The sequence below is a fragment of the Arenibacter certesii DSM 19833 genome, assembly GCF_000429545.1.
Classification (GTDB): domain Bacteria; phylum Bacteroidota; class Bacteroidia; order Flavobacteriales; family Flavobacteriaceae; genus Arenibacter; species Arenibacter certesii.
In genome coordinates this window covers 1-14,885 of the sequence record NZ_AUCB01000028.1, presented here as the reverse complement: position 1 = coordinate 14,885, position 14,885 = coordinate 1, and the positions used below count along the sequence as shown (strand labels likewise).

The window sequence follows — 14,885 nt, the reverse complement described above, 5'->3', positions numbered from 1 at the left end:
ATTTTACGATTTATATTTATTGTGGTAATTTTGAACTATATTATTTACCAATAATATTTTAACTACTCGAAAACATTTTTAACAATTATGGCGAAATACCAATCACCGGCTCTAGATAAAGGTTTGGACATTATTGAATACCTTTCGAACATTACAACTCCCCAATCACAAACTGAGATAGCTTTAGGAATTAACAAAAAGCCCAACGAAATCTATAGAATGCTGGTTTGCCTAGAAGAAAGAGGGTACATAGTTAAAAATCCAGTATCTGCCAAATTCAAATTATCCTTGAAGCTATTACATTTAGCACGCCGTCTTCAACCAACTGAAACACTCAGGTTAGCGGCAATATATCCAATGCAAGAGCTATCTGCGCTTTCGAGACACTCATGCCACCTTTCAATTTTAGACAATCAAAACATGCTTGTTCTCGCTCAAAACCCTAGTCCCGAGCCAATAGCGCTTTGCATTCAAGTAGGAAGCAAATTCCCTATAATACACTCATTTTCTGGAAGTATATCACTTTCACAGCTTTCACCGGAGGAAAGACAAAGAATATTCGACAAGACTGCAGACTTCCACAATTTAACAGATAAGAAAAAACAAGAATACAATACCCTGCTTGAGAGTATTTCAAAAAAGGGTTATGATATCAGAGAAAGTAGATCGACCAAAGGAGTAGTGGATATTGGGGTTCCCCTTTACATTCCGGAGCTTGACATTAACGCAACACTTTGTGCCACTATCTTATCTGGACAAGTGCAGGAACTTATAGACTCCAACTATATATTGGACAGATTGAAATCAACCATTAAAGACATACGCTTTAATTTAGGCCTTCAATAATTTCAACTTTTAAAGATATACATCAACCTAGGTAAACAGAACACTTATATCAAAATTAAACAAGCAATTATAATTTACTCCCCCTATTTACACTATAGGCAATTGAAATTCAACCACTTCTAGGTTTTCACAATCAGACTCACCTTAAGTAGAATAAAATTAATTGTATTTATTGGTTTTTACAGAATAATATCACATTTAACGTTTCAAAAATTTACCCCCCCCCCAACATAGGACTAGAAAGGTTAAATAACAAATGATGTTCGCAAAAGAGTGAAATCATTAAATAACTTCAATAATCAATTTATTTTTAAATTACGAATACCTTATTTATATATAAATATTTATTATATTGCAGACTTTGACAGAGTATTATCCATATCAGTTTAGCTCTATTAGACAAAAAACTATAGAAGACACTATAACTGTAAACCAAAGTAAATATCAACCTAGATTTAAATAATAGAAGTGAAATAACAAATATTAAAAGACGAGTTAACAGAAGAATGGAATTGTTAGGGTAAATGCTCTAATCTCCCTATCCAACATTTTTCATCGATCATTAATTTCAAATCTAAAATTAAGCCAATGAAGTGAAACGTAGAAAACACTCAATTAAGAATACGACTTGGGATGAAGTAATTTCAACCACATATACCACATAGTGATATAAACATTTTAATAACCATTTAAACCAATTTAAACATGAAAAAACCTTATAACATTTTGAGGGGATTATGGCACCTAATCATAATCGATATACAAAAAGGCCTCCCTCTTCTACTTTCCTGCTCCATTTTATTAACAACGAGTGGTAAACTCTACTCTAGGAGTATAGAAAACGCACTTAACACTATTAAGGTAGAAAAAGAAAATAAAACCAAATTTAGCCTACAAAAGAACAATCAGGACATTATTGTTAAAGGGAAGGTTACAGATATTAATGGAAGTCCATTGCCTGGAGCAAGTATCGTAGAGAAAGGCACTTCCAATGGCACACAGACGGATTTTGAAGGTGATTTTTCCATACAAGTGAAGAACGTCAATGCATCATTGATCGTTTCATATATAGGCTTTGAGACTCAAGAGGTGCCTGTTGATGGAGGTGCTACTATTTCAATAAAGCTTGAAGAAAATGCGGAAGGGTTGGAAGAAGTTGTTGTCGTTGGTTATGGAACCCAGAAAAAAATAAATTTGACAGGCGCTATATCTATAATTGACGATGAGGAACTGACCAAACGTCCTGTAAACAATGTTGCCAGTATGCTACAGGGTAAACTGAGCGGGGTAATGATTAACCAAGGTTCTGGACAACCAGGAAAAGAAATGACATCTATCAGGATAAGAGGGACAGGTACTTTTAGCGGAGCAGGAAGCAACCCCTTAGTTATCATCGATGGAATAGCAGGGTCGCTAGACAATATAGACCCAGAAAACGTTGAGTCCATATCCGTACTGAAAGATGCCGCATCTGCCGCAATTTATGGAGCACGGGCGGCCAACGGGGTGATAGTGGTTACAACAAAATCTGGAATAAAAGGGGACGTTATCGTCAATTATCATGGTAACATAGCCTCTCATTCAGCTACAATTCTTCCCGATTTAATCAATAATTCTGTAGAATATATGGAGATGTGGAACTCAGCACATACCAGACAAGGAATCCCCAACCTCTTTACCTCAGAACAAATCAACGCCTACAAAAATGCATCTCCAGGTGATTCAAAATTCCCTAATTTTAATTGGTTAGACCATTCCATAAGGTCAACACCAGTTCAAAAGCACAATCTAAGTGTTTCCGGAGGTACTGAAAAGACTAATTTTTACGCAAATATTGGGTATTACGATCAAGAAGGTATTGTAATTGGACATGACTTTAAAAAATATTCAGGTCAAATTAAAATTGATACCAAAATATCTGACAATTTAAGCTTTGGTGCCAATGCAAGTATGGCGATTGGTGACAGAAAACAACCTTGGCTTGCAGATTCTGACTTTATTTTACTCATTTATGGTTCTCAGCCTATGTATAGTCCATATTTAGCCGATGGAAGTGGACGTTACAGCCATGGCGGATGGCCAGATAAATGGGTAAATAGAAATCCAGAATTCGTAGCTAATGAAGGTGGAGATTTTTATGACTCAAAAAATATTAGAGCCAGCGCTTTTTTAAGGTTAAATATTTTACCTGAATTGCAGTGGGAAGTAAAAGGGGCAATTGATTATTCAGATTCCTTCAATAAATTTGTGAACTATCCCATTGACTCATATGCATTTTCGAGTAATGAATGGTATTCAGATGGTTGGCCAGTATTTAATGGAGTGCGGGATCAATTTGAACGAAGTAACCAACCAACGCTATTGTCTACCTTAAACTATAACAAGGAGTTTAAGAATGGACATAACTTATCTATATTGGCAGGTTATAATCAGGAATCCTTTAAATGGCGTTTTTTACAGGGGGCACGAAGAGATTTTAATTTTCCACAACTTAGAGAGTTGAACGCAGGAAATTCTGAAGGGCAAAACACGACTGGCTCTGCCAGCGAGTGGGCTATCCAATCGTATTTTGGTCGAATAACCTACAATTTCAAAGAAAAATACCTTTTTGAAGCAAACGCTCGATATGACGGCACCTCTAGAATTTTTAAAGAAAATAGATGGGGATTATTTCCATCATTATCAGCAGCTTGGAGGGTGTCACAAGAAAACTTCATGAGGGAGTATGATTGGGTGGATAACTTGAAGCTAAGAGCTTCTTGGGGACAATTAGGTAATCAGAATATCGGTAATTACCCATATCAAGATGTTTTATCAAGTGCGAATTATCCTCTCGGTGCAAGCCTTGAACAGGGATTAAGACAAACTAGACTTACCGATAAAACATTGGAATGGGAAACTACTACAAGTACTGATATAGGAATAGACCTCTCTTTGGGTAATGGATTATTATCGATGGTATTTGACTGGTATAAAAAGGATACAGAAGGAATCTTGTCAACAGCTGAAATCCCTGCAAGCGTCGGATTGTCCGCCCCCACGGTCAATTTTGCCTCAATGCAAAACAGTGGTATTGAACTATTATTAGGTCATAGAAATAAAGTTGGGGAGTTATCGTATTCAGTAGATATTAATTATTCGAAAAACAAAAACGAGGTAACTAAGGTAAAAGCTCCAAGTCTTGGAAGACAATCAACTGTCGAAGGGAAGCCTATCAATTCCTATTATATGGTAGAATGGGATGGTATTTTTCAATCACAAGCCGAGATAGATGCGGCTCCAGTACACCCTGGCAATCCACAGCCTGGTGATCTTAGGTTTAAAGACACCAATCTAGATGGAGTCATAAATGCGGATGATAGAACATTTGTTGATGGTGCACATCCAGATTTCACCTATGGAGGAAGTATTTCACTTCAATGGAAGAACTGGGATTTATCGGTGTTCTTTCAGGGCGTAGAAGGACAGAAATACTATTTGACTTGGTGGGGTTTCTGGCCCTTCACACAAGGAACGGCACCTACTACTGATTGGCGAAATGCATGGACACCTGAGAACCAAAGTCAAACAATGCCAGCATTATGGAGTTTCTCAACCTATGGTAATGCCGCGATGTCCGGTACTGAAAATACCTTCGATTTACATGATGCATCATATATGCGCATAAAAAATTTACAAATCGGTTACAATTTACCTCAAAACATCTGTGAGAAAATCAATATGAAAGACATCCGAGTATATTTTTCTGGAGATAATTTGATTACTTTTTCTAATTTGAAAAATGTTGATCCAGAGAGATCAGGAGGGAACACTAGAGGGAGTGTCTATCCACAAACCAAAATTTTGTCATTGGGTGTAAAAGTTAAATTATAAATAGAAAATATTATGAGAAATTATAAGTTAATAGGCTTGGTCTTACTTACATTGTTCTTATCGTGTAGCGATGATTTTTTAGAAAAGAACCCATTAGATCAAGTATCAAGTGAAACATTTTGGAAAAGCGAAGCTGATGCACACACGGCATTAGTTGGGGTTTATAACAGTATGCAGGCAAGTATTTTTAGTGTAACTCGATATAATTTAGATTGTCTAACGGATAACGGACATAATCGTACGAATGCTAATCAAGTGATGTCCATATCTCGTGGAGATTTATTACCTGCAACTGGAGGTATTGTCAATTCTATATATAATGATGCGTATAAGGGAATATCCGCTTGTAACATTTTCTTAAAAAATATCACGGATATCGAAATGAATGCTTCCGTTAGAGAGCAGTATATTGCTGAGGTTAAATTTATACGTGCTTGGTACTACTTCAACTTGCAACAATTTTTTGGGGATGTTGTTATCTATGACACACCACCTACTGTTGAAGAATCTAAAATCAAACAAAGTTCAAGTCAAAATGTTTTGGAATTTATACATAGTGATTTGGATGATGCTATTGCTAGTCTCCCGAACACTCCATATACTGGTAATATTGTGAAAAATACAGCATTAGCGTTAAAGGCCAAAGTACACTTACACAATAAAGAATGGTCTCAAGCCGCTGATTTGACAAGTCAAATAATGATTTCGGGAACTACAAGCTTGAGTGATGATTTTACCGGGCTTTTTATAACCAGCGGCCAAGAAGCTAATCCTGATGAGATTTTATTTTCTGTTAAATTTTTAGCGCCAGACAACTATCACAGCTATCAAATATATGTGGGTTGGTGGAGTGAGCCCAATCCAAGACAAGAATTAGTTGATATATATGAATCTGTTGATGGAATATCAATTTCTCAATCTCCATTATACAATCCTCTCAGCCCCTTTGAAAATAGGGATCCAAGACTGCTTCAAACAATTCAAGTTGAACCTTGGTTTATTGATGGCAATGAAATACAACAGGAAACTACAAATACTGGATATCGAATTCAAAAAGGAATTGATAAGAACATAGGCCCTTTAGGGTATGATACTCTAAGTGATATGGATATTATTCACCTAAGGTTCGCTGATGTTTTATTAATGTATGCTGAGGCCCAAAATGAGGCTGTAGGTCCTGATCAATCAGTATATAATGCAATCAATGCCGTACGTTCCCGTTCCAATATGCCGGATCTTCCTGTCCAATTATCCAAGGATGAGATGAGAGAAAGAATTCGTTTAGAACGGAGAGTTGAATTGGCGTTCGAAGGACATCATTATTTAGATCTGAAAAGATGGGGAGTAATAGAAGATGCCCTTAGCAAAGTAGACGAACCTGGCTTGGGAATTGGTGGTCTTAAATTTAAGTCTCACCATTATAATTGGCCATTTCCACAGTCAGAAATCGACAGAAATCCAGAATTAGATCAAAAAGACGGGTATTAATTGGTTACCTAATCAAAATAATAGTTGATTAATTTTAGTTGGTTATGGTATTGCCCTTGAGAAAGGGCAATACCATTTTTTAACAACCACATAATTGGGGAATAATTAAAGAAAATGGCAACTAATCAGTTTGTAATCGAGGTTGTAATTTAGCTATAAGTGTCAAGGCCTCCAGTACGTTCATGTCGTTTTTGATCGTTGTGTCGATGACCGATCTGATCTTGGCAAAATTCTGTGCCGTCCTTTGGTTTTTGAACTGTCCCGATATTTTCTGTTTCACTTTTACGTTGCGGATGGCCCGCTCCGATGCATTGTTGTCCGGAGGGACACCCTCGATAAAAAGAAATGTGAACAGGTGCTGTCTTTCCTTGCACATACGTTTGTAAAATTTATAAAGTTCCTTGTACTCTTTGTCGGGAGGTTTTTCCAAGAGATCTTTCAGTCGTTGTACGATCCTTGTTCTTTCCACTCCGCCCTGGACTTACCGTATTTGACTGGACACAAGAGTAAGAGCGTATTTTGCCATTTAAATTAACTTTGTAAAATGTCAAGAGTAAAAAGGAATTACACCGTAGAGTTTAAGCAAAAAGCAGTGGAACTAAGCTATGTCAGAGGAAGCGTGGTTGAAATATGCCGGGAACTGGACATACCTTCATCGGTATTGAGGCGCTGGCGTAGGGAGTCTAAGGATTTTGGGGACAATAGTTTACCGGGAAAAGGGAACCCCAAATTAACGGACGAGCAACGGGAAATCGCAGAACTGAAGAAGAAGTTAAGGAATGCCGAACTAGAAAGGGATATCTTAAAAAAGGCGATAGCCATCTTCTCCTAGAGCGACAGGAAAAATATAGATTTATAAAACACCATAAATTTAAATTCCCGTTCGGGAAGATGTGCAAAATGTTCAAGGTAAGCAAAAGCGCGTATTATGATTGGTTGGGCAGGGCTCCTTCCAAAAGAATGATGGAAACCGAGGCCATATCATCTGTGATCCGAGATGTTTATGAGGATAGCTTTGGGTGTTACGGGGCACCGAGGATCAAGGTGGAGCTCGGTAAAAGGGGATATCGCATCTCAAGACCTAGGGTAGCTAGGATAATGAGGGCAAATAACCTGTTTGCCAAAAGAAAGCGTAAATTTCAAACTACGACCCACAACAAACACAACTATCCAATTGCACCCTATATATAAGATCAGGACTTTACCGTCTCTAGACCGAACCAAGTTTGGGTGTCGGATATAACCTATTTAAAAACCAAACAAGGCTGGATGTATTTAACGGTAATTATAGATCTGTTCCACCGGAAGGTCGTTGGATGGTCGATGGGCCAAACCTTAAGTACCGGCGACACTATAGTCCCTGCATGGAATATGGCCATTAAATCGAACAACATCACGGAAGGACTTATATTCCATTCGGATAGGGGGTCTCAATACGCCAGTTCCACTTTTACCGATATCCTGAAAAAACATAATGGATCGATAAGACAAAGTATGAGTAGAAAAGGTAATTGTTGGGACAACGCAGTGGCTGAATCATTCTTTAAGAGCCTAAAGGTAGAATGGGTCTATGCGCATAGCTATAACCTCAGATCCGAAGCCGAGCTATCTGTCTTCCAATTGATAGAAACCTGGTATAACAGAAGAAGAATACACTCATCTTTAGGGTATAAAACTATAGAGGAAATTGAAATAGAATTGTATAATCAAAAAATAGCAGCATGACTCTTATCTAATTGCCCACTTATTTGTTGTAAGTCCAGTTTAATCCGATACCAATTACATGGTCACTCCGAAATAGCCAAATGGCAGTTGCTCCCACATGTTAGTGGAAAGGGAGGCCCAGAAAACCATTGCCCGAACACTCACACTGCTGTATATACCATGTTTTCCAAACGCAATTTCAGTTTCAGTCCAGAGCGTAATCCTAACGCAAAACTTCAATAGTAATCGGTTAGGTAGGAATAGGAAATGTATCAGGATATTACTGAACAATATTCTATTTTGAGCATGGCCTTTACTATCTATTCCGTTTTGTTTATCATTTTGAGATCCATACAAATGAATCCTATTTATATCTCATTCTGAATATTTGGATTGGAAGCCATTATTGAGTCTTAAAGCATTACTCAAAAGTTAATAACCTTCTCCAATGCATCATCCGTTTCTTTGTGCATAAAATTCGATTGATAGTTGACCGTGGTGGTAATAGAAGAATGACGATATAATTTCTGAAGCATTTGAATAGGAATTCTATCCCCTGAAATATTGCCAAAACTATGGCGAGCAATGTGCATACTGAGTTTCTTTTTAATACCCAATTTTTCGGCAACCATTTCCAATCGTCTATTTAAGTTTCTTGTTATTGTCTTTACCCGGATTGTCACTTGCTTATCGTCATTTAGATTAGACCCTTTTAAATAAGGAAAAACCAAGTCATTATTATGCTGTTGCATCGATGTATACTGGTATAATAATTTCTTTGCCTTCTCAGGTACCGCCAGGGAAACAATTTTTTTGTTTTTTCCCATCCGATAATAAAGTCTGTCATCTTTAAAGTCTGAGCATTTCAGTTTCAAAATATCACCGACCCTAATACCCGCAAAATAAAAACTTATAAGCCATGTATTAACCGCATTATTTTGAGCCACTGTCAGATCGCTTTCTGTTTCAAGCAATTTGATCTCATCCGTATTCAATCCGATTTTTTCACTTTCAGGAAATTTTATCTGAATTTTTCCTTTACCAAACGGATAGTTCCTATCATCCACATGATACTCTTTTCGTGCTAAATTATAAACTGTTCTAATTAGCATAAGGTAATTAATAGCTGTTCTGGGAGCTACCTTACGCTCATAAAGTAGATATGCTTCAAACCTCTTTAACAATTTGACATCCAAATCAACAAAAGACAATTGCTTGCGCCCTAAAAAAGCTTCGAATATATTCAATCTCTTTTCTTGATTGTAATGTTGATCGAATTTTTTACGTCTTAATATGTTCTCAAGAAATATTCCGCTTACTTGAAAAAAATCCAACTTGGTTTTACCAATTATTTTATTTTTGATTTTCTTAGCAGATTGGCCTGTACCTTCCGTATCACTATCAATAAGTCTGTCATTTGCTTCTGATAGCTTTTTTGCTACCAGCTTATTTAATCGACTTGAATTGCGATGTGATTTTCTTACCCTGTCGAATTTACTATCCCAAAATTTCTCTTCAATATATTGACCGGTAAACAGAAAAGATGATTTCCTATCTTTGGTCACACGAATCGCGATAGGGAATAATCCTGCTTTGTTTGGTTTCCTCCTTAAAACTGCCTGTATGGTTGCCATAATTCCTACGTTCGATTCTTCAATATACAAAATCTAGGTACAACATAGGTACAACATATGATGTTTTTTCTTGGTTTCATAACATTTTATAAATTCACAACACATTAATAAACAACTGATTACAAGCCATATAAGACCATGTTAATACATGTCTTTCAAAGTTCATAACCCGGAGGTCTCGGGTTCAATTCCCGATCTCGCTACCAGTAAACAAAGGGACCCAGGAGATTCATCTTCTGGGTTTTTTTCTTCTGTACAACATTTTTAGGCGTTTATCTTATCTAACCTCTGTCCAATCACTTTCACTTTACAGGGCATAGCGCCAATTGCTTGGTTTCTAAGTATAGTGACAATGGAATTTAGGATCATGACTAATTGTTGTGTTTATGCAAAAATTGTAGTTAATCTGTAAAGGAAGAATTCTACATTTTTCACCCCTCTGAATTGTGCCCTGAACGCTTTAATTTTTGCATTGAATGATTCTGCCGAGGCATTCGTACTTTTATTTATAAAATAGTTCAGTATAGATCTGTAATTAACGCTGATACTGTTAGCCACTGTTTGGAAGCTTTTAAAGCCCGAAGCCTCTACGTCCTTGTGCCAGTGTGCCAGTTTCGTATATGCCGTTTGTATAGTAGTGGCTGTATTGAATATGTTCCTGAGCCCCTGTACCAGGTCGAAGGCTACCTTTATGTCGGGATATTCGGCAAACAATATTTTACTTCTTTTGGATTGGTTTTGGGTCCAGTTGGAAGGAGCTTTATACAATAGGTACCTGCTTCTGGCCAAGAGTTGTTTTCTTGTATCGCCATTGCTGAATTCTTTTGGAACGAATTGCTCTCCCTGTGTCTTTGCCTGCTTTATCTGTTGGTTCTCCTGATCTATGGCGTCCCACCTGTGTTTGATCCGGATATTCTGAAGGGCCTCCAGTGCCAGTTTTTGCACATGGAACCTGTCCGTTACCTGTATCGCCTTTGGGAAGCATTTGCTAGCGATGGTCTTCATGGAGTTTGCCATGTCCAAGGTGATTTCTTGGACCTTGTTCCTAATAGAAAACAGGAAGTCTGAGCAATCGATCAATAATAGGTTCAACCTTGGTGCCTTTAAATATTCCCATTAAAGCCCCATTTTTGCCCTTTGCCTGTTTATTGGTGATTATTGTGTAAAGTTCACCACGGGACAAGGCTGTTTCGTCTATTGAAAGATAAGGACCAATATTCTGAGGGTACACTAGCCAATCATTGGCGTGGTCCTTATGTTTCCATTGATTGAACTGGCTAAGGCAATCCTTATACTGGCGCTGAAGTCTCTTCCCAGGCACTCCAAAAAGAGAACCGAGTTGTTGACTACTCAGAGCTGTTCTATCCGTTGATCTCTTTTAAAAAAGCAGCGAACTCTTTTGACATGCGGGTTCCCTGTGCGATAAAATCATTCCAATCTCGACTTTTTTTGATCCATTTTCCATCTATTAGAACATCCCAGCGCCTACGTTTGAGGCTCAAGCTGACCAAGCTATCACGGATTGGATAATCATCAATCACCCTAGGTTCCATAAAGCCACTGGCCTTGTAGGTATGATCTTTATAAAGTGCTGGTATCTGCTTTTTTTCCTCTAAAAACACAGTCAACCGATTGAAGTACAAAGGGTTCTTTATAGGCTTTTGTTCAAAGCCAACAATATCAAAAAAGTCAAGTATTCCCTCAGGTAAAAATAAGCTCAATAGTGTTAAATCGATTCCTTTGTCCATCCCGTAAATTTAGGGTGCAAAGAAATAAATTATTCACTTTAGACCCAACTTTTGAGCTTGATCCAATATCAGCCAAGCAAACAACAGTAGAAAATTTGATGCTACTGCCTGCACTGAATTATGGCTCTAGTGGGTAGCTGTATAGCAGCCCATGTCTATAGAACTACGCTTCTCATAGTACAAGAACACTGACTTTTCAAAAGTGGAGTGTCTACCTTTGATGGTACTAATTTATTAAGTCCGTAATAAGTATATTTGAGTTATGGCAAAACAGTATGATAATGAATTCAAGATTATGATAGTTGATCTATTAAAATCTGGATTAAAGGCAAAACAGATTAGTGAGGACTATGGTCTGAACGATGGTATGATACGTCGATGGAAAAGGGAATATGAAGCTAAATCGGGGGATTTTGACAAGAAAAGATAGGTTTTCCCGCAGGAGAAGGAACTCAAGGCCTTGCAGAAAGAGCTGAGAGAGGTCAAAATGGAGCGTGATATATTAAAAAAGGCGGTGAGCATCTTCTCCAAGAGCGACACGTAATATATCATTTTATTCTAAGGAATAAAGATTGCTACCCTGTCGGGAAGATGTGTAAATGCATGAGAGTCAGCAAGAATTCTTATTATCATTGGTTTAGAAACAAAGATGTGGAAAGGGTGGAAACAGCAACCATGACACTGAAAAAAAGGATTCGATTCCATTTTGGACAGAGCATGGAAATCTATGGTAGCTATCGTATCCAGCAAAAATTGGAACGTGAAGGCCTAATTTATTCCCGTTCTTATATAGCATTAGTGATGAGGGAAATGGGGCTGAGATCGGTGCTAAGAAGAAAATTCGTGGTGACAACGGACTCCAGGCATACCTTCCCTGTCGCTGACAATAACCTTGACAGAAACTTTGCCACTATGGAACTGGGGAAGAAATGGGTCTCGGATATTACATATATTCGTGTTGATGATCAATTGAACTACTTAACCACGATCATGGACCTTGCCGACAGAAAAATAGTGGGCTGGGCCTTGAGTGAGGATATGACCGTTCGAAACACCGTAATGAAAGCCTGATTGGATGCATGTCGGACAAGGGTTATCAGCAATGACTTCATCTTTCATTCAGACAGAGGGGTGCAGTATGCCTCGAATAAAATGACCGATCTATTCACTTATAATAAAAAAATAACACGGTCAATGAGCAGAAAGGGAAATTGTTGGGATAACGCTGTTGCGGAGAGCTTTTTCAAAACAATTAAACATGAATGGCTGTATAGGTTTAAATATACCTCCCATGATCAATTGTTCGAATCAATAAAGCAATATATAACATGGTATAATAACGAAAGGCTACATTCTAGTTTAGGGTATCTCTCCCCTTTAGAAATGGAAATCAAAATAAGAGGGTTTTCTAAAAAAGTGGCTTGAAAAAATTAGTCCCAAATTTAGTAGGTAATCCACCCAGTCGCGCCAAGGCCACATGGTACGGTAACTATCGTCCTGATAGCCGTGGGAATCGGCATACCGCGCAACATCCAACCAAGATTGGGCCATGCGCTCTCCGTAGGCCGGGGAAGCCAGGAATTCATCTATGATCTTGGAGATGTTCTCTTCTGAACTATCCTTAAGAAGCATTTCTACTTGTTCGGTAGTTGGGGGAAGTCCTGTCAGGTCCAAACTGATCCTGCGGATAAGCGTTTCTACCGGGGCTTTTTCAGAAGGCTGTAGGTTGTTCTCCTCTAGCTTTTTCAATACAAAACCATCTATTTCATTTTGTGCCCAATCCGTCCTTTCCGTCTTCGGGGCCGCGTCTTTCTCCGGAGGTAGGTACGCCCAGTGCTTCTCAAATTTGGCACCCTGCTCTATCCATTTCTTGATCAGCTTCTTTTCGTAGGAGTTGAGCGATAGATTGGAGTTAGGAGGTGGCATTTGCATATCCGGATCGTCTGAAACGATGGCTTGGTATACCTTGCTCCTCTTGGGATCTTTGGATACGATGGGGAATTCGCCAGGGCTCTCAGAAAGCTCGGAGAATGCGGTCTCTTCCAGGTCTAGGCGAAAACCTTGGCGCTTGTTCGCGTCTGGGCCATGGCAAGTATAGCAGTTATCGGAGAGGATAGGTTTAATATGGAAGTTGTAATCTACAACCTCAGGGAGCTTCAGGGATGAATAATCATCTTTGGAAACATGGAAGGCGCCACTGGTGAAGGCGTACAACACCCCTAAAAGTACCACAAGGATCGATATGATCAATATTTTCTGTTTCATTTTATAATTGTTTAATACAACTTCAAATCAAGGGATTACAAACTTAAAGATGATAGAAAGAATAACGTAACATTAGAATCTCATTTCATATAACAATATTAGCTTAGATTGAACTTTAATAGTGTTTTCAAACATGATACAACGTATTATTTTAGAATATTTAAAGGAAAAGACACTCATTGTAATTAATGAAGTTTGGATGTTAAATTTAATAGAAGTCATTTCCATAATCCTAATCATTTTGACTCTTATGATTAATTTAATAAAGTAACAAAGGCAGAATCTATCTCAAAATATCGCTATTTCTATTGTGAAAACCTTACTTTATAACGTTAAACTGATGTTTATAGAATGTAGTTAATTATTTTAAGTGTCCTGCCAAGAAATGGACTAAGGAAGTTATAAACTGTACTGACAACTTAAGCAAAAATATATAATGGGATCACACTTGGCGATACTTATTTTCAACCAAAATGTTGTAGACCAGCTCAATCTGCATCATTTTACACAATTGGCTTATAATTTACTGATAAAAACTAAAAAAAATAATTGATAGTAGGTAGTTATAAAAATGATGTGAGGAAATTTGCTGATCCGTACAAAAAATGGTTTGTATTAAAAGGAGAAAATGAAGTGATTATAAATTTGAAATACCAAAAGAAAGTATTCTTACAATTCAAAAAGGATATAAGCCAATTGCCAATAAACTTAAATCAAAATATTTTCAGCGAAAATTCAGAGTCCTAATCACCTGTTTATTATATAAGTGATCAATAGTTGATAGACGTGAAAATGCATTGGGTTATGAAAGTAATATTTTAATAACCTATCACTTTATAAGGAATTAACTGTTCCGTTGGAAATTTCAAATAGTTAACGATCCATATGCCTAAAAAAAACAAAACCTAAAAGAAAATTAAGCTAAATCAATCCATCATCTCGAATTTTCAATAGAACTGTGGGACTATCTCATAAAGTGTGTAAATAGAAAATTAACGGGGATCATGACCCCCGTTAATTTTTTTGTTTAATTTTAATTTTTGCGCTTTATGAAAAAAGAAGATTTATTTGATGATGATTTCCTTAAGCAGTTCAAGACCGGTGATGAGCTTACCAGTTTTCTTAAGGATATCCAAAAGCGGGGCATTGAGAAAATGCTTGAAGGTGAGCTGGACGGCCACCTTGATTACGAAAAACACCAGAAGTCCAATGGCGGCAATTTTCGCAACGGACATTCCAAGAAGAAGATAAGGACCTCTTTTGGGGAATCCGAGATCTCGGTTCCTAGGGACAGGGAGGCTTCCTTTAATCCGATGATAGTTCCCAA

The 14,885-nt window shown here is 37.6% G+C and carries 9 protein-coding genes and 3 pseudogenes; 6 read left to right on the top strand and 6 right to left on the bottom strand.

From position 1 onward, the window contains the following. Nucleotides 1-87 precede the first annotated feature (87 nt). The 3 genes from G466_RS23230 to G466_RS0113815 all read left to right on the top strand — a co-directional run bounded on the left by G466_RS23230 (nucleotide 88) and on the right by G466_RS0113815 (nucleotide 6,207). Nucleotides 88-846, top strand: a complete 759-nt coding sequence (locus G466_RS23230) for an IclR family transcriptional regulator (protein WP_051315670.1) — start codon at nucleotides 88-90, stop codon at nucleotides 844-846. Between the two features lie 705 nt (nucleotides 847-1,551). Further along, nucleotides 1,552-4,719, top strand: a complete 3,168-nt coding sequence (locus G466_RS22080; RefSeq protein ID WP_051315669.1) for a SusC/RagA family TonB-linked outer membrane protein — start codon at nucleotides 1,552-1,554, stop codon at nucleotides 4,717-4,719. Nucleotides 4,720-4,731: 12 nt separating this feature from the next. Beyond that, nucleotides 4,732-6,207 (top strand): RagB/SusD family nutrient uptake outer membrane protein, encoded by a 1,476-nt coding sequence (locus tag G466_RS0113815; protein ID WP_026814205.1) that lies wholly within the window; start codon nucleotides 4,732-4,734, stop codon nucleotides 6,205-6,207. A 121-nt stretch (nucleotides 6,208-6,328) separates the two neighbouring features. Here G466_RS0113815 and G466_RS22075 read toward each other — a convergent pair. Next, a pseudogene (locus G466_RS22075) lies at nucleotides 6,329-6,676 on the bottom strand (IS66 family transposase); the annotation flags it as partial. Nucleotides 6,677-6,751: 75 nt separating this feature from the next. On the opposite strand from G466_RS22075, the pseudogene G466_RS22070 reads away from it, so the two are divergent. Beyond that, nucleotides 6,752-7,932, top strand: a pseudogene (locus G466_RS22070) (IS3 family transposase). 404 nt (nucleotides 7,933-8,336) lie between these two features. On the opposite strand, the gene G466_RS0113795 reads toward G466_RS22070, so the two are convergent. The 4 genes from G466_RS0113795 to G466_RS0113785 all read right to left on the bottom strand — a co-directional run bounded on the left by G466_RS0113795 (nucleotide 8,337) and on the right by G466_RS0113785 (nucleotide 11,293). Continuing rightward, entirely contained in the window at nucleotides 8,337-9,545 is a 1,209-nt protein-coding gene (locus G466_RS0113795; protein WP_026814203.1) for a site-specific integrase, read from the bottom strand. Between the two features lie 384 nt (nucleotides 9,546-9,929). Next, a complete protein-coding gene (locus tag G466_RS22065) occupies nucleotides 9,930-10,562 on the bottom strand; it encodes an ISAon1 family transposase (protein ID WP_449371706.1) in 633 nt (210 codons plus the stop codon). Nucleotides 10,563-10,590: 28 nt separating this feature from the next. Then, nucleotides 10,591-10,866, bottom strand: a complete 276-nt coding sequence (locus G466_RS24820) for a hypothetical protein (protein ID WP_444541755.1) — start codon at nucleotides 10,864-10,866, stop codon at nucleotides 10,591-10,593. A gap of 40 nt (nucleotides 10,867-10,906) precedes the next feature. Then, nucleotides 10,907-11,293, bottom strand: coding sequence for an ISAon1 family transposase N-terminal region protein (locus tag G466_RS0113785; RefSeq protein WP_026814202.1), 387 nt, complete (start codon nucleotides 11,291-11,293; stop codon nucleotides 10,907-10,909). A 262-nt stretch (nucleotides 11,294-11,555) separates the two neighbouring features. Here G466_RS0113785 and G466_RS22055 point away from each other — a divergent pair. Next, nucleotides 11,556-12,718, top strand: a pseudogene (locus G466_RS22055) (IS3 family transposase). Here G466_RS22055 and G466_RS0113770 read toward each other — a convergent pair. After that, complete coding sequence (locus G466_RS0113770) at nucleotides 12,671-13,558, bottom strand: DUF1549 domain-containing protein (protein ID WP_026814201.1); 888 nt, start codon at nucleotides 13,556-13,558, stop codon at nucleotides 12,671-12,673. The pseudogene G466_RS22055 and the gene G466_RS0113770 sit on opposite strands and share 48 nt — an antisense overlap. A 1,049-nt stretch (nucleotides 13,559-14,607) precedes the next feature. Between G466_RS0113770 and G466_RS0113760 the strand changes: the two genes are divergently transcribed. Then, the coding region (locus G466_RS0113760) for a transposase (RefSeq protein WP_026814199.1) at nucleotides 14,608-14,885 on the top strand (278 nt) is incomplete at its 3' end.